The organism is Flavobacterium sp. GNP010 (genome assembly GCF_056428945.1).
Map to the genome: position 1 here is coordinate 74289 of NZ_JBWJVK010000009.1, position 14028 is coordinate 88316.

At 35.0% G+C, this 14028-nt stretch carries 23 protein-coding genes; 22 read left to right on the plus strand and 1 reads right to left on the minus strand.

The annotated features are described in order from the left end of the window. Positions 1–67: 67 nt before the first annotated feature. Entirely contained in the window at positions 68–1744 is a 1677-nt protein-coding gene (locus AC061C_RS05525) for a BamA/TamA family outer membrane protein (RefSeq protein ID WP_478290355.1), read from the minus strand. 211 nt (positions 1745–1955) lie between these two features. On the opposite strand from AC061C_RS05525, the gene rpsL reads away from it, so the two are divergent. From rpsL to rpsE, 22 genes are all read left to right on the plus strand, one after another. Further along, positions 1956–2339, plus strand: a complete 384-nt coding sequence (gene rpsL, locus AC061C_RS05530; protein WP_144893908.1) for a 30S ribosomal protein S12 — start codon at positions 1956–1958, stop codon at positions 2337–2339. Between the two features lie 73 nt (positions 2340–2412). Then, on the plus strand, positions 2413–2889 hold the full coding sequence (gene rpsG, locus AC061C_RS05535) for a 30S ribosomal protein S7 (protein WP_035668130.1): 477 nt from the start codon (positions 2413–2415) through the stop codon (positions 2887–2889). 11 nt (positions 2890–2900) lie between these two features. Then, a complete protein-coding gene (fusA, locus tag AC061C_RS05540) occupies positions 2901–5057 on the plus strand; it encodes an elongation factor G (protein WP_417944002.1) in 2157 nt (718 codons plus the stop codon). 11 nt (positions 5058–5068) lie between these two features. Beyond that, the gene (gene rpsJ / locus AC061C_RS05545; protein ID WP_011963470.1) at positions 5069–5374 is read left to right on the plus strand and encodes a 30S ribosomal protein S10; all 306 of its coding nucleotides are present in this window, start codon (positions 5069–5071) and stop codon (positions 5372–5374) included. Positions 5375–5772: 398 nt separating this feature from the next. Then, on the plus strand, positions 5773–6390 hold the full coding sequence (gene rplC / locus AC061C_RS05550) for a 50S ribosomal protein L3 (protein ID WP_099713444.1): 618 nt from the start codon (positions 5773–5775) through the stop codon (positions 6388–6390). After that, entirely contained in the window at positions 6390–7019 is a 630-nt protein-coding gene (gene rplD / locus AC061C_RS05555) for a 50S ribosomal protein L4 (RefSeq protein WP_091173690.1), read from the plus strand. The genes rplC and rplD overlap by 1 nt, the downstream gene beginning before the upstream one ends. Positions 7020–7025: 6 nt before the next feature. Next, positions 7026–7316: a 50S ribosomal protein L23 gene (gene rplW / locus AC061C_RS05560; protein ID WP_035668124.1), complete on the plus strand. Its 291-nt coding sequence runs from the start codon at positions 7026–7028 to the stop codon at positions 7314–7316. A 6-nt stretch (positions 7317–7322) separates the two neighbouring features. Further along, positions 7323–8147, plus strand: coding sequence for a 50S ribosomal protein L2 (gene rplB / locus AC061C_RS05565; RefSeq protein WP_035668122.1), 825 nt, complete (start codon positions 7323–7325; stop codon positions 8145–8147). A gap of 6 nt (positions 8148–8153) precedes the next feature. Next, the gene (rpsS, locus tag AC061C_RS05570) at positions 8154–8432 is read left to right on the plus strand and encodes a 30S ribosomal protein S19 (RefSeq protein WP_007136562.1); all 279 of its coding nucleotides are present in this window, start codon (positions 8154–8156) and stop codon (positions 8430–8432) included. A gap of 6 nt (positions 8433–8438) precedes the next feature. Further along, entirely contained in the window at positions 8439–8852 is a 414-nt protein-coding gene (rplV, locus tag AC061C_RS05575) for a 50S ribosomal protein L22 (RefSeq protein WP_309609085.1), read from the plus strand. A gap of 5 nt (positions 8853–8857) precedes the next feature. Then, on the plus strand, positions 8858–9616 hold the full coding sequence (gene rpsC, locus AC061C_RS05580) for a 30S ribosomal protein S3 (RefSeq protein ID WP_417944005.1): 759 nt from the start codon (positions 8858–8860) through the stop codon (positions 9614–9616). A gap of 19 nt (positions 9617–9635) precedes the next feature. After that, entirely contained in the window at positions 9636–10061 is a 426-nt protein-coding gene (gene rplP, locus AC061C_RS05585) for a 50S ribosomal protein L16 (protein WP_007803637.1), read from the plus strand. 13 nt (positions 10062–10074) lie between these two features. Then, entirely contained in the window at positions 10075–10266 is a 192-nt protein-coding gene (rpmC, locus tag AC061C_RS05590; protein WP_035668115.1) for a 50S ribosomal protein L29, read from the plus strand. A gap of 17 nt (positions 10267–10283) precedes the next feature. After that, positions 10284–10544 carry a 30S ribosomal protein S17 gene (rpsQ, locus tag AC061C_RS05595; RefSeq protein WP_066081027.1) on the plus strand — a complete coding sequence of 87 codons (261 nt, stop codon included), beginning with the start codon at positions 10284–10286 and terminating at the stop codon, positions 10542–10544. Positions 10545–10546: 2 nt separating this feature from the next. After that, complete coding sequence (gene rplN, locus AC061C_RS05600) at positions 10547–10915, plus strand: 50S ribosomal protein L14 (protein ID WP_026717863.1); 369 nt, start codon at positions 10547–10549, stop codon at positions 10913–10915. An 11-nt stretch (positions 10916–10926) separates the two neighbouring features. Further along, positions 10927–11241, plus strand: a complete 315-nt coding sequence (rplX, locus tag AC061C_RS05605) for a 50S ribosomal protein L24 (protein ID WP_478290356.1) — start codon at positions 10927–10929, stop codon at positions 11239–11241. Positions 11242–11243: 2 nt separating this feature from the next. Next, positions 11244–11795, plus strand: a complete 552-nt coding sequence (gene rplE / locus AC061C_RS05610) for a 50S ribosomal protein L5 (RefSeq protein WP_309609082.1) — start codon at positions 11244–11246, stop codon at positions 11793–11795. 3 nt (positions 11796–11798) lie between these two features. Next, a complete protein-coding gene (gene rpsN / locus AC061C_RS05615; protein WP_413999343.1) occupies positions 11799–12068 on the plus strand; it encodes a 30S ribosomal protein S14 in 270 nt (89 codons plus the stop codon). A gap of 96 nt (positions 12069–12164) precedes the next feature. Then, the gene (gene rpsH / locus AC061C_RS05620; RefSeq protein WP_039110221.1) at positions 12165–12563 is read left to right on the plus strand and encodes a 30S ribosomal protein S8; all 399 of its coding nucleotides are present in this window, start codon (positions 12165–12167) and stop codon (positions 12561–12563) included. A gap of 18 nt (positions 12564–12581) precedes the next feature. Further along, a complete protein-coding gene (rplF, locus tag AC061C_RS05625; RefSeq protein WP_417944006.1) occupies positions 12582–13124 on the plus strand; it encodes a 50S ribosomal protein L6 in 543 nt (180 codons plus the stop codon). Positions 13125–13135: 11 nt separating this feature from the next. Continuing rightward, complete coding sequence (rplR, locus tag AC061C_RS05630) at positions 13136–13486, plus strand: 50S ribosomal protein L18 (RefSeq protein ID WP_039110219.1); 351 nt, start codon at positions 13136–13138, stop codon at positions 13484–13486. A gap of 6 nt (positions 13487–13492) precedes the next feature. Then, positions 13493–14020 carry a 30S ribosomal protein S5 gene (gene rpsE / locus AC061C_RS05635; RefSeq protein WP_035668102.1) on the plus strand — a complete coding sequence of 176 codons (528 nt, stop codon included), beginning with the start codon at positions 13493–13495 and terminating at the stop codon, positions 14018–14020. Positions 14021–14028 lie beyond the last annotated feature (8 nt).

Consider the following 14028-nt stretch of genomic DNA (forward strand, 5'->3'; position numbering starts at 1 on the left):
TAGTCTCGCAAACCTCTTAATAATTTGTTAACTATCCTAATATATAAATTGATAATTACTGTTTAAATTAAAATTTAACATTATAACTAATATGTACAATTGTGTTATAAAATTCTATTTGTTGTTTTTCTGATTTTCCATTTGCAAGTGCAAACTTCAATAAACCATTTTTAGTTTGTAATCCAAAGCCAAATCCTGCCGCCAAAAGTTTATTGGTATTGTCTGCTTTTTCAAGGTTGGTTCTGTTTTTATAAAAGCAGTAATCTAATATTGAATGAACATATAAAGAAGAGGCTATTATGTATCGGTATTCTGAAAGTATAGATGTTGTGAAGTATGCTCTCAAGCTATTTTCTGTAAAGCCTCTAATACTGTTAAATCCCCCAAAACGATACAGTTCATTGTCTAAGTATCGGTTACTTTGTAGGTAGTAATTTTGGCTTTTTATGTTTATGCTATTCTTTTTGTTTAAATTAAAATTGTGTGTTGCCTCGATGGTAACGAATATTTGATTGCTTTTAGTTCTTTCTGCGGTTTTATTTAATATCTGCCGATTACCTGTTCCAGTAGTAAAGTTTAATACTGTTTTAATTGGAAATGTATTATTATTTGGGTCTAATTTTGTGTAATTCATACTAGCAGTAACAAATGAATTGTTAAAATCTCCTACGGATGTTTCTATTGCTTTTTGTATGTCACTTGAAGCTGTCTTTTGGTATCCTAAATAGAATCGGAGGTTGTAATTTGCAAAGTAGCTTAAATCAATAGCTGTTTTTGTATTTTGAAAGGTACTGTCTTGTCTAAATAATTGAATTTGAGCTTTTAGTCCTAGCGGTGATTTTAGTATATATGGTAATTCTATATTGGCATTAAAAGTCTTTTGGTCATTTCCGTCGCTTTTCCAATATATTGATAATAGTTCACCAGAACCTAAAATGTTTTCTAGTTTTATGTCAGCATATCCGTTAAGTCTTATTTTATTTGTTTCGTTGTTTGAAAATCCTATAAAACCATCAAAAGTATTGGATTTTCTTTTTTCCAAGTATATGTAAGCTTTTGTGGAGTCTTTTGTGAATAAAATTTCTGGATATTTTACTTGAGTGGTAAATTGAAATTTTTCGAAATCCTGATAGATTTGATTCACCATTTTTTGGTTAAACAAAGTGTTTTTGTATTTTCTATTAATCTGTGATAAATGTCCTTTGGGAAATTTTGCGTTTTGATTTGCATTCTCAAAATTGATTATGATGGTATTGAGTATCCTTTTTTGATCAGACTCAACTCTTAAATCGGCGTAGATTTCGTTTTTCTTTCTTGAAATATTGGTGAGACTTACTTTAGCAAGTGCAAAACCACTTTCTTCCAATCGTTGGATAGTTTGATTTAGAAAAGAATTGATTTCAATATATGCTATTTTTAATGTATCCTTATTTTTAAGTTCTAGAATTTCTTGCAAAATTATATCCGAGTCTACATTTATATGAATAATACTTATTTTAGGTCCTAGTTTTAAATTGGCGACAAAAATGGAATCGTTTTTAGTAGTAAAACCTTGTGTCGTATTGTCGATGTACCCTATATCGGATAGTTTTTGAGAAATTCGGATTAGCTCATCATTAATTGATTTTGTGTTTTGGTGTTTTGTATCGTATTTTAGAGAATCTATAGTTTTTGTTTCAAATGAATCACTTCCTTTTATAATTAAACGAAAACTTTGTGCCGAACAATTAAGGCAAAAAAGCATGATGAATATTAAATTGAAAGAAGGTTTCAAATGAGTTCATATTTTAAATAAATGTAATGCAAATATTTATTTTTTAAGATAAAAATCAAATGATAAAATAATCTTGTTGTAAATTAATTGATTAACGTTTGTAGAGTAAAAAATATTTTCTACATTTGCAACCCCGTAAAAAGCGGGAATTTAATATAATAAGAAATTTTTAGTATTAATTATGCCAACAATTCAACAATTAGTAAGAACAGGAAGAACTCAGATAACTAAGAAGAGTAAATCGGTTGCTTTAGATTCTTGTCCTCAAAGAAGAGGGGTTTGTACGCGTGTTTACACTACAACACCAAAAAAACCAAACTCTGCAATGCGTAAAGTAGCGCGTGTACGTTTGACAAATGGTAATGAAGTGAATGCTTACATCCCTGGTGAAGGACACAATTTACAAGAGCACTCGATAGTATTAGTTAGGGGTGGAAGGGTAAAAGATTTACCAGGAGTTAGATATCACATCGTTCGTGGTGCACTTGATACGTCAGGAGTAGCAGGAAGAACGCAAAGAAGATCTAAGTACGGAGCAAAACGCCCAAAAGAAGTAAAAAAGTAATTTAAAAAGTTATTCTTGTAGAAGCGCGATTCGTCGCATTGATATTGGTATGACATTTTATTAAAAAAAAGACATGAGAAAAAGAGCGGCAAAGAAAAGACCACTTTTACCAGATCCAAGGTTTAATGACCAACTGGTAACACGTTTTGTGAACAACTTAATGTGGGATGGAAAAAAATCGACAGCGTTTAAAGTATTTTATGATGCAATTGACATCATTGAGTCTAAAAAACAAGATGCTGAAAAACCATCATTAGAAATTTGGAAAGATGCATTAACCAATGTTATGCCTCACGTAGAAGTACGTAGTCGTAGAGTAGGTGGAGCTACATTTCAAATTCCAATGCAAATTCGTCCAGATAGAAAGATATCTATGGCGATGAAATGGTTAATTCTTTATTCAAGAAGAAGAAACGAAAAATCTATGGCTCAAAGGTTAGCTTCAGAATGTTTAGCTGCGGCTAAAGAAGAAGGTGCTGCCGTTAAGAAAAGAATGGATACTCACAAAATGGCAGAGGCTAATAAGGCATTCTCTCACTTTAGATTTTAATCCTGTAAGAAATGGCTAGAGAACTTAAATATACAAGAAATATAGGAATTGCTGCTCATATTGATGCTGGTAAAACAACAACAACAGAGCGTATTTTATTCTATACGGGAAAATCACATAAAATTGGTGAAGTGCACGATGGTGCTGCAACAATGGACTGGATGGCACAAGAGCAAGAAAGAGGTATTACAATTACTTCTGCTGCTACAACATGTGAATGGAATTTTCCAACTACGCAAGGTAAAGTGTTGCCTGAAACATTGCCTTACCACTTTAACATTATCGATACTCCGGGTCACGTTGACTTTACAGTTGAAGTAAACCGTTCTTTGCGTGTACTTGATGGTTTGGTATTCTTATTTAGTGCTGTTGATGGTGTTGAGCCTCAATCAGAAACTAACTGGAGATTAGCAGATCAATACAGAGTGCCACGTATTGGATTCGTTAATAAAATGGACAGACAAGGATCTAACTTTTTGATGGTATGTCAACAAGTAAGAGATATGTTGAAATCTAATGCTGTAGCAATCACTTTGCCAATTGGTGAAGAAAATGATTTCAAAGGTGTTGTAGATTTAGTTAGAAATCAAGCTATTGTTTGGGATGAAGAAGGTTTGGGAGCAACTTACGAGATTGTGCCTATTCCAGAAGACATGCTCGATGAAGTGAAAGAATACAGATCGATTCTTATTGAAGCAGTAGCTGATTATGATGAGACTTTGCTTGAAAAATTCATGGAAGATGAAAACTCTATTACAGAGGAAGAAATCAACATTGCATTAAGAGCTGCTGTAATGGATATGGCTATCATTCCTATGATTGCTGGTTCTTCTTTCAAAAACAAAGGAGTTCAATTCATGTTAGATGCTGTATGTAAATATTTGCCATCTCCAATGGATAAAGAAGGTATCGAAGGGATTCATCCTGATGATGCTGAATTATTAGAAGAAGATCAAACTAAAATCTTGCGTAAGCCAGATGTTAAGGAGCCATTCGCTGCTTTAGCATTTAAAATTGCTACTGATCCATTCGTAGGTCGTTTAGCTTTCTTCCGTGCTTATTCAGGACGTTTAGATGCTGGTTCTTATGTTTTGAACACGCGTTCAGGAAACAAAGAAAGAATTTCTCGTATCTACCAAATGCACGCTAACAAACAAAACCCAATTGAGTATATCGAAGCAGGTGATATTGGAGCGGCAGTTGGATTTAAAGATATCAAAACTGGAGATACATTGTGTGATGAAAAACACCCAATTATTCTTGAGTCAATGAAATTCCCTGCGCCAGTAATTGGTATTGCTATTGAGCCTAAAACTAAGGCTGACGTAGATAAAATGGGTATGGCTTTAGCTAAATTAGCTGAAGAAGATCCTACGTTTACTGTTAGAACAGACGAGGCTTCAGGTCAAACTATTATTTCGGGTATGGGTGAGCTTCACTTAGATATCCTAGTAGATAGAATGAAACGTGAATTCAAAGTTGAAGTAAACCAAGGTGAGCCTCAAGTTGAGTACAAAGAAGCTTTTACAAAGTCTGCTCAACACAGAGAAACATACAAGAAACAATCTGGAGGTCGTGGTAAATTCGGTGATATCGTATTTAGACTTGAGCCTGCTGATGAAGTTGACGGTAAAGCTGCTGTAGGTTTGCAATTTGTGAATGCAGTGAAAGGTGGTAACGTTCCTAAAGAATATATTCCATCAGTTGAAAAAGGTTTTAGAGAAGCTATGAAAACGGGTCCTTTAGCAGGATACCAAGTAGATAGTTTGAAAGTAACCTTATTAGACGGATCTTTCCACCCGGTGGATTCTGATGCACTTTCTTTTGAACTTGCGGCAAGAATGGGTTATAGAGAGGTAGCTAAAGCAGCTGGTGCTGTTATATTAGAGCCAATCATGAAAATGGAAGTGATTACACCAGAAGAAAACATGGGAGATATCGTAGGTGATATCAACCGTCGTAGAGGTCAGGTGAATGATATGGGTGATAGAGCTGGTGCTAAAACTATTAAGGCAGATGTGCCATTATCTGAAATGTTTGGATACGTAACTACGTTAAGAACGCTTTCATCAGGTAGAGCAACATCTACTATGGAATTTTCACACTACTCTGAAACGCCTTCTAATATTTCGGAAGCAGTTATCAAAAAAGCAAAAGGAAACGCATAATCTTTAAGAAAATGAGTCAAAAAATCAGAATAAAATTAAAATCTTACGATCACATGTTGGTAGACAAGTCTGCCGAAAAGATTGTAAAAACGGTAAAAAGTACCGGTGCAGTTGTTACAGGACCAATTCCATTACCAACTCATAAAAAACTTTTTACTGTTCTACGTTCTCCGCACGTAAACAAAAAAGCTAGAGAGCAGTTTGAAGTTATGTCATACAAGAGATTGATTGATATCTACTCTTCATCTTCAAAAACTATTGATGCATTAATGAAACTTGAATTGCCAAGTGGAGTTGAAGTTGAAATAAAAGTATAATTTTTTATATTTTATAAAAAAAAGCGAGGCTGTTCTGTCTCGCTTTTTTTATGGGGTTGAATTTTATAAACCACTGCTAATAACTGGTTCTTGATTTTATAATTTAAGGAAGTAGTTTTTGTAATGCCTTAATTTTAGCTCTATCACGGGTATTTGTTGTTTTTTTTGTTTATGATTTTTGGAGTGAAGTATTTTTAAAAAGAAGCTCCTGTAATTTATTTTAAAAGAAACAAAAATCTGTAATCGATCTTTTTGCTTCTTGAATTGTGATTATGAGCGATTTAATTTTTATTAGGGTTTGGTATATTCAATTTTAATCTCTACTTTTGCACTCCCTGTTTGGAAACATCTGTTGTTTTTAAATTGAAGGGAATTTTAGTAATTAATAATTAATATTTATGTCTGGGTTAATTGGTAGAAAAATCGGCATGACTAGCATTTTCGACGAGAACGGGAAGAATATTCCTTGTACAGTAATCGAAGCTGGTCCATGCGTTGTTACCCAAGTCAGAACCAAAGGTGTTGACGGGTACGAAGCGTTGCAACTAGGTTTCGATGACAAAAACGAGAAACATTCCACTAAAGCGGCGTTAGGTCACTTTAAAAAAGCGGGAACTGTAGCTAAGAAAAAAGTCGTTGAATTCCAAGATTTCGCAACAGAGCAAAAATTAGGAGATCTTATTGATGTTTCTATTTTTTCTGAAGGAGAATTTGTAGATGTACAAGGTGTATCTAAAGGTAAAGGTTTTCAAGGGGTTGTAAAACGTCACGGTTTTGGTGGTGTTGGTCAAGCAACTCATGGTCAACACAACCGTTTAAGAGCGCCAGGTTCTGTAGGAGCTTCATCTTATCCATCTAGAGTATTCAAAGGGATGCGTATGGCTGGAAGAATGGGAGGAGACAATGTAAAAGTTCAAAACCTTAGAGTTTTAAAAGTAGTTGCTGATAAGAACCTACTTGTTATTAAAGGATGTGTTCCTGGGCATAACAACTCTTATGTAATCATTCAGAAGTAATGGAAGCAAAAGTATTAGATTTCAACGGAAAAGATACTGGAAGAAAAGTTCAACTTTCTGATTCAGTATTTGGTATAGAACCAAACAATCACGCAGTATATCTTGATGTAAAGCAATATCTTGCTAATCAACGTCAAGGAACGCACAAAGCTAAAGAAAGAGCTGAAGTTGCTGGATCTACTCGTAAGATTAAAAAACAAAAAGGGACTGGTACAGCTCGTGCGGGTAGTGCAAAGAATCCATTGTTTAAAGGTGGTGGAACAGTTTTCGGACCAAGACCAAGAAGTTATTCATTCAAATTGAATAAAAGCTTGAAACGTTTGGCTAGAAAGTCTGCTTTCTCAATTAAAGCAAAAGAGTCGAATATTATCGTTCTTGAAGACTTTAATTTTGAAACTCCAAACACTAAAAATTTCATCAACGTTTTGAAAGCTTTAGAGTTAGAGAATAAAAAATCCCTGTTTGTGTTGGGTGATGTAAATAAAAATGTATATTTGTCGTCACGCAATTTAAAAGGCTCTAGCGTAGTAAGTAGCTTAGAATTAAGTACTTACGCTATATTAAACGCTAATAACTTAGTGCTTTTAGAGAGTTCTTTGGAGATAATTGAAGAAAATTTAAGTAAATAATAGGATATGAGCATCATAATTAAGCCTATAGTAACAGAAAAAGTAACCAAAGAAAGTGAAGTTTTAAACCGCTTCGGATTCGTTGTTGACAAAAAAGCAAATAAAGTGCAAATTAAGAAAGCTGTTGAAGCTGCTTATGGTGTAACTATTTTGAGTGTTAACACGATGAACGTAAGACCGGATAGAACTACAAAATACACTAAAAGTGGTTTGATCAGTGGAAAGACTAATGCAATTAAAAAAGCAATTGTTCAAGTACAAGAAGGAGAAACAATTGATTTTTACAACAATATCTAAGATAAAATGTCAGTAAGAAAATTAAAACCTATTACCCCAGGTCAGCGATTTAGAGTTGTGAATGGTTATGACGCCATTACAACTGATAAGCCGGAACGCTCTTTGATAGCGCCGATAAAAAACTCTGGTGGTAGAAATAGTCAAGGAAAGATGACCATGCGTTATACGGGTGGTGGTCACAAGCAGAGATATCGTATCATTGATTTTAAACGTACAAAAGAAGGAATTCCAGCTACGGTTAAGTCAATTGAATATGATCCAAATCGTACTGCTTTTATTGCATTGTTAGCTTATGCTGATGGTGAGAAAACGTATGTTATTGCTCAAAACGGATTGAAAGTTGGTCAGAAATTAGTTTCTGGTCCAGAATCTCAACCTGAAATTGGTAATACTTTACCTTTAAGTAGAGTTCCACTAGGAACTGTAATTTCTTGTATCGAATTGAGACCAGGACAAGGAGCTGTAATCGCTCGTTCTGCTGGAACATTTGCTCAATTAATGGCAAGAGATGGAAAATATGCTACAATTAAAATGCCTTCTGGGGAAACAAGATTGATCTTGTTGACTTGTTCGGCTACAATTGGAGCGGTTTCTAATTCAGACCACCAATTAGTTGTATCAGGGAAAGCTGGTAGAACAAGATGGTTAGGAAGAAGACCTAGAACAAGACCTGTTGCAATGAACCCTGTCGATCACCCAATGGGTGGTGGTGAAGGACGTTCTTCTGGTGGACATCCACGTTCAAGAAATGGAATACCAGCTAAAGGTTATAGAACTCGTTCTAAGAAAAACCCGAGTAACAAGTATATCGTAGAACGTAGAAAGAAATAATAAGATATGGCACGTTCATTAAAAAAAGGACCTTTTGTTCATTATAAGTTAGACAAGAAAGTTCAAGAAAACATCGCAGGCGGAAATAAAGGAGTTGTTAAGACATGGTCTAGAGCTTCTATGATTACTCCAGACTTTGTTGGACAAACTATCGCAGTTCATAACGGTCGTCAATTTGTACCAGTTTACGTAACAGAAAACATGGTAGGTCACAAATTAGGAGAATTTTCACCAACTAGATCTTTTAGAGGTCATGCTGGAGCAAAAAATAAAGGTAAAAAATAAGAAGCAATGGGAGTTCGTAAAAGAGAAACAGCAGATGCAAGAAAAGAGGCTAATAAGTCTTTGGCCTTCGCAAAGTTAAATAACTGCCCTACTTCACCTAGAAAAATGCGCTTAGTAGCAGATCTAGTAAGAGGTCAGAAGGTAGAAAGAGCATTAAACATCTTAAGATTTAGTTCTAAAGAGGCTTCACGAAAATTAGAGAAATTGGTTTTATCTGTTATTGCCAACTGGCAAGCAAAAAACCCAGATGCTAATATGGAAGAGGCTGGTTTATTTGTTAAAACGATTACAGTTGATGGTGGAATGATGTTGAAAAGACTTCGTCCAGCTCCACAAGGTCGTGCACACAGAATAAGAAAACGTTCTAATCACGTAACAATCGTGCTTGGGGCTATCAATAACACACAAAGCAATTCTTAAGCAGTATGGGACAAAAGACAAATCCAATTGGAAACAGACTTGGTATCATCAGAGGATGGGACTCAAACTGGTATGGTGGAAATGATTACGGTGATAAACTTGCCGAAGATCACAAAATCAGAAAGTATATCCATGCTCGTTTATCAAAAGCTAGTGTATCTAAAGTAATTATTGAGAGAACTTTAAAACTTGTAACCGTTACTATCACTACTGCTAGACCTGGTATTATTATTGGGAAAGGTGGACAAGAGGTAGACAAGTTGAAAGAAGAACTTAAAAAAGTTACTGACAAAGAGGTTCAAATCAACATTTTTGAAATTAAAAGACCTGAACTTGACGCGTATCTAGTTGCTACAAGCATCTGTCGTCAAATCGAAAGCAGAATTTCTTACAGACGTGCAATCAAAATGGCAATTGCTGCTTCTATGCGTATGAACGCTGAAGGTATCAAAGTTTTGATTTCTGGTCGTTTGAATGGTGCTGAGATGGCTCGTTCAGAGGGTTTCAAAGAAGGTAGAATTCCTCTATCAACTTTCAGAGCTGATATTGATTATGCTTTGGCTGAAGCTCATACTACTTATGGTAGAATGGGTATCAAAGTATGGATCATGAAAGGTGAAGTTTATGGAAAGAGAGATCTTTCTCCGCTTGCTGGAATGGACAAAAAACAATCTGGTACTGGTGGTAAAGGTGGTGATTCTCCAAGAGGAGATAGAAAACCTTTTAATAAAGGTGGTAAACCAGACGCTCGTAAACGAAAGTAAATTTTTAAACTAAAGTAAAATGTTACAGCCTAAAAGAACAAAATACCGTAAGGTACAAAAAGGTAAAATGAAAGGGAATTCTCAAAGAGGACATGAGCTTTCTAATGGAATGTTTGGTATTAAATCTGTACATGAAGATGGAATGTTCTTAACTTCTCGTCAAATCGAAGCTGCACGTATTGCTGCAACTCGTTTTATGAAAAGAGAGGGACAATTATGGATCAAAATATTTCCAGACAAACCGATCACCAAGAAACCTCTTGAGGTACGTATGGGTAAAGGTAAAGGTGCAGTTGAGTATTGGGCTGCCGTTGTTAAACCCGGAAGAATTATGTTTGAAGTTGGAGGAGTACCTTTGTCAGTTGCAAAAGAGGCGTTACGTCTTGCGGCTCAAAAGCTTCCAGTAAAAACTAAATTTGTCGTTGCTAGAGATTTCGAAGCATAATTTATAGTACATTATGAAACAATCAGAAATAAAAGATCTTTCTGCAGCGGAGTTGCAAGAAAAACTTAGCCAGACTAAGAAGGCATATGCCGACCTAAAAATGGCTCACGCTATTTCTCCAATTGAGAACCCACTTCAAATTAGAAGTGTAAGAAGAACAGTTGCAAGATTAGCTACGGAACTTACTAAAAGAGAGTTGCAATAATTGTAATCTGCTGAAAGATGGAAGAAAAAAGAAATTTAAGAAAAGAAAGAGTTGGTGTTGTGACTTCAGACAAGATGGATAAATCTATCGTAGTTGCTGAAGTGCGTAAAGTAAAACACCCATTATACGGTAAGTTCGTGTTGAAAACTAAAAAGTATCATGCACACGACGAAATGAACGACTGTAACATTGGAGATACTGTAAGGATTAGCGAAACGCGTCCTTTGAGTAAAACAAAATGTTGGAGGTTAGTTGAAATCTTAGAAAGAGCTAAATAATTATGGTACAACAAGAATCAAGACTAAAAGTAGCAGATAACACTGGAGCAAAGGAAGTTTTAACTATCCGTGTTTTAGGAGGTACCAAAAGAAGGTATGCCTCTGTTGGAGACAAGATTGTAGTTTCTATCAAAGATACAGCACCTAACGGAAGCGTTAAAAAAGGAGCTGTTTCAACTGCAGTTGTTGTACGTACCAAAAAAGAAGTAAGAAGAGCCGATGGTTCATACATTAGATTTGATGACAACGCATGTGTGTTATTAAATGCTGCTGGTGAAATGAGAGGAACTCGTGTTTTTGGTCCGGTAGCAAGAGAACTTCGTGAAAAACAATTCATGAAAATTGTATCATTAGCACCAGAAGTGCTTTAATTCGTTTTAAGATGATAAAGCTAAAAATAAAATCAGGTGACACCGTAAGAGTAATTGCTGGGGACCATAAAGGTGCTGAAGGTAAAGTTTTACGTGTGTACAAAGAGAAAAACAAAGCGATTGTTGAAGGTGTAAACATGGTTTCAAAACATACGAAACCAAGTGCAAAAAGCCCTCAAGGTGGTATTGTAAAGAAAGAAGCTTCTATACAAATATCTAACATTTCTTTAATTGATCCTAAAACTAAGGAAACAACTAGAGTAGGAATTAGAGTAGAAGGAGATAAGAAAGTAAGATTTTCAAAAAAATCTAATCAAGTACTATAGTAATGGCGTATATACCTAGACTAAAAGAAGAATATAAGAGCAGAGTAATTGCTGCTCTTAAAGAAGAATTCGGATACGTAAACGTAATGCAAGTTCCAAAATTGGAAAAAATCGTTTTAAGTAAAGGAGTTGGTGCAGCTGTATCTGATAAGAAACTAATCGACTATGCAGTTGAAGAGTTAACAAAGATCACTGGACAGAAAGCAGTATCTACTATTTCAAAGAAAGACGTTGCGTCATTCAAATTGAGAAAAGGAATGCCTATTGGAGCAAAAGTTACTTTGCGTGGAGAAAGAATGTATGAGTTTTTAGATAGACTTATTACTTCTGCTTTACCACGTGTTAGAGATTTTAGCGGAATTAAAGCTACTGGTTTTGATGGAAGAGGAAATTATAATCTTGGTGTTTTGGAGCAAATCATTTTCCCGGAAATTGATATTGACAAAGTAAACAAAATATCAGGAATGGATATTTCATTTGTAACTTCTGCAAAAACAGATAAAGAAGCAAAATCATTATTGGCTGAATTAGGTTTACCTTTTAAAAAGAATTAAGATATGGCTAAAGAATCAATGAAAGCCCGTGAGGTTAAGAGAGAAAAAACGGTAGCAAAGTTTGCTGAGAAAAGAAAAGCTTTGTTAGAAGCTGGAGATTTCGTAGGTTTGCAAAAATTACCGAAAAACGCTTCGCCTGTTCGTTTGCACAATCGTTGTAAATTAACTGGTAGACCTAGAGGATATATGCGTCAATTTGGTATTTCACGTGTTACATTTCGTGAGATGGCTAATAACGGATTAATCCCAGGTGTTAAAAAAGCATCTTGGTAGACGTAATTGATTTACGTTAACAAAACATTTTTATAAATTGGTTAAAGGTTCATAGGATGAGTATCCTATGAAAACCATAACCGCAAATTAATGCACATGTATACAGATCCTATTGCAGATTATTTGACAAGAGTTCGTAACGCTGTGGCTGCAAACCACAAAGTTGTTGAAATTCCTGCATCTAATCTAAAAAAAGAAATAACCAAGATCCTATTCGATCAAGGTTACATCTTGAGTTACAAATTTGAAGACAACGCTGTACAGGGTTCAATCAAGATTGCTTTGAAGTATGATAAAGATACTAAAGAGTCTGTAATTAAAGATATCCAAAGAATTAGTAAACCGGGTTTACGTAAGTATTCAGGTTCTTCATCAATCCCTAGAATTCTTAACGGATTGGGAATTGCTATTGTTTCCACATCAAAAGGTTTGATGACAGGAAAAAAAGCCAGACAGTTAAATGTTGGTGGTGAAGTAATTTGCTACGTTTACTAATCATTAAAATAGTAGAAGATGTCAAGAATAGGTAAAAATCCGGTTGTAATCCCTGCTGGTGTAACTGTTGAAGTTGCAAATGGTATTATTACAGTTAAAGGAAAGAATGGTCAGCTTACACAGGAGTTCTCGGACGTTACTGTAACAGTTGAAGATGGTCAAGTTCAAGTTGAAAGATCGTCTGATCATAAAGATCAAAGAGCAAAGCATGGTTTATACAGATCTTTAATCAATAATATGATTATCGGTGTAAACGAAGGTTTTACAAAATCTTTAGAGTTAGTTGGAGTTGGTTATAGAGCTTCCAATCAAGGACAAAAATTAGATTTGGCACTTGGTTTTTCACATAATATTGTATTAGACATTGCTCCAGAAGTGACGTTAGAGACGATTTCTGAAAAGGGGAAAAACCCAATTGTGAAATTAACATCATTTGACAAACAACTTTTAGGTCAAGTTGCTGCGAAAATCAGAGGTTTCCGTAAGCCTGAACCGTACAAAGGAAAAGGTGTTAAATTTGTAGGTGAAGTATTAAGAAGAAAAGCAGGTAAATCAGCTTAAAAAATAAGATTATGTCATTAACAAAACCTGAAAGAAGACAACGTATTAGATTCAGAATTAGAAAAACAATTAGTGGTACTGCTACTAATCCACGTCTATCTGTATTTAGAAGTAACAAAGAAATTTATGCTCAACTTATTGATGATGTAAATGGAGTTACTTTGTTGGCGGCTTCTTCAAGAGAAAAAGAAATAGGTAACGGTACGAATATTGAAGTTGCTACAGCGGTTGGAAAACTAGTTGCTGAAAAAGCTTTAAAAGCTGGGATAGACGTAGTAACTTTCGATAGAGGAGGTTATTTATATCACGGACGTATTAAATCATTAGCGGAAGGCGCAAGAGCGGCTGGACTTAAATTCTAATATAGTATGTCTAATAGTAAATACAAGAATGTAGAGTTAGTAAAACCAAGTGGTCTTGAATTAAAAGATCGTTTGGTAAGTGTTAATCGTGTTACTAAGGTTACAAAGGGTGGTAGAGCTTTCGGTTTTTCTGCTATTGTAGTTGTAGGTGATGAAAATGGAGTGGTTGGACACGGATTAGGAAAATCTAAAGATGTTTCTGAAGCAATTGCGAAAGCAGTAGAAGATGCTAAGAAAAATTTAGTTAAAATTCCTTTGAATGGTCAATCAGTTCCTCACGAACAAAAAGGTAAATTTGGTGGTGCACGTGTATTCTTAATTCCTGCCTCTCATGGTACAGGGGTTATTGCTGGTGGAGCTGTTCGTTCAGTTCTGGAGTCAGTAGGAATTCATGATGTATTGTCTAAATCTCAAGGATCTTCAAATCCTCACAACGTAGTGAAAGCAACTTTTGATGCTTTATTACAAATGAGAAGCGCTTATACTGTTGCAAAACAAAGAGGTGTTTCTTTAGAAAAAGTTTTTAAAGGTTAATTCAAGGA

Excerpts from the sequence above, each read along its gene's own strand:
- rplD (WP_091173690.1), top strand. The coding sequence starts at position 6,390 with ATGGAAGCAAAAGTATTAGATTTCAACGGAAAAGATACTGGAAGAAAA.
- rpsS (WP_007136562.1), top strand. The coding sequence starts at position 8,154 with ATGGCACGTTCATTAAAAAAAGGACCTTTTGTTCATTATAAGTTAGAC.
- fusA (WP_417944002.1), top strand. The coding sequence starts at position 2,901 with ATGGCTAGAGAACTTAAATATACAAGAAATATAGGAATTGCTGCTCAT.
- rplV (WP_309609085.1), top strand. The coding sequence starts at position 8,439 with ATGGGAGTTCGTAAAAGAGAAACAGCAGATGCAAGAAAAGAGGCTAAT.
- rplR (WP_039110219.1), top strand. The coding sequence starts at position 13,136 with ATGTCATTAACAAAACCTGAAAGAAGACAACGTATTAGATTCAGAATT.
- rpsQ (WP_066081027.1), top strand. The coding sequence starts at position 10,284 with ATGGAAGAAAAAAGAAATTTAAGAAAAGAAAGAGTTGGTGTTGTGACT.
- rplC (WP_099713444.1), top strand. The coding sequence starts at position 5,773 with ATGTCTGGGTTAATTGGTAGAAAAATCGGCATGACTAGCATTTTCGAC.
- rplE (WP_309609082.1), top strand. The coding sequence starts at position 11,244 with ATGGCGTATATACCTAGACTAAAAGAAGAATATAAGAGCAGAGTAATT.
- AC061C_RS05525 (WP_478290355.1), bottom strand. The coding sequence starts at position 1,744 with ATGCTTTTTTGCCTTAATTGTTCGGCACAAAGTTTTCGTTTAATTATA.
- rpsJ (WP_011963470.1), top strand. The coding sequence starts at position 5,069 with ATGAGTCAAAAAATCAGAATAAAATTAAAATCTTACGATCACATGTTG.
- rplF (WP_417944006.1), top strand. The coding sequence starts at position 12,582 with ATGTCAAGAATAGGTAAAAATCCGGTTGTAATCCCTGCTGGTGTAACT.
- rpsH (WP_039110221.1), top strand. The coding sequence starts at position 12,165 with ATGTATACAGATCCTATTGCAGATTATTTGACAAGAGTTCGTAACGCT.
- rpsG (WP_035668130.1), top strand. The coding sequence starts at position 2,413 with ATGAGAAAAAGAGCGGCAAAGAAAAGACCACTTTTACCAGATCCAAGG.
- rplX (WP_478290356.1), top strand. The coding sequence starts at position 10,927 with ATGATAAAGCTAAAAATAAAATCAGGTGACACCGTAAGAGTAATTGCT.
- rpsC (WP_417944005.1), top strand. The coding sequence starts at position 8,858 with ATGGGACAAAAGACAAATCCAATTGGAAACAGACTTGGTATCATCAGA.
- rplP (WP_007803637.1), top strand. The coding sequence starts at position 9,636 with ATGTTACAGCCTAAAAGAACAAAATACCGTAAGGTACAAAAAGGTAAA.
- rpsN (WP_413999343.1), top strand. The coding sequence starts at position 11,799 with ATGGCTAAAGAATCAATGAAAGCCCGTGAGGTTAAGAGAGAAAAAACG.
- rplB (WP_035668122.1), top strand. The coding sequence starts at position 7,323 with ATGTCAGTAAGAAAATTAAAACCTATTACCCCAGGTCAGCGATTTAGA.
- rpsL (WP_144893908.1), top strand. The coding sequence starts at position 1,956 with ATGCCAACAATTCAACAATTAGTAAGAACAGGAAGAACTCAGATAACT.
- rplN (WP_026717863.1), top strand. The coding sequence starts at position 10,547 with ATGGTACAACAAGAATCAAGACTAAAAGTAGCAGATAACACTGGAGCA.
- rpsE (WP_035668102.1), top strand. The coding sequence starts at position 13,493 with ATGTCTAATAGTAAATACAAGAATGTAGAGTTAGTAAAACCAAGTGGT.
- rplW (WP_035668124.1), top strand. The coding sequence starts at position 7,026 with ATGAGCATCATAATTAAGCCTATAGTAACAGAAAAAGTAACCAAAGAA.
- rpmC (WP_035668115.1), top strand. The coding sequence starts at position 10,075 with ATGAAACAATCAGAAATAAAAGATCTTTCTGCAGCGGAGTTGCAAGAA.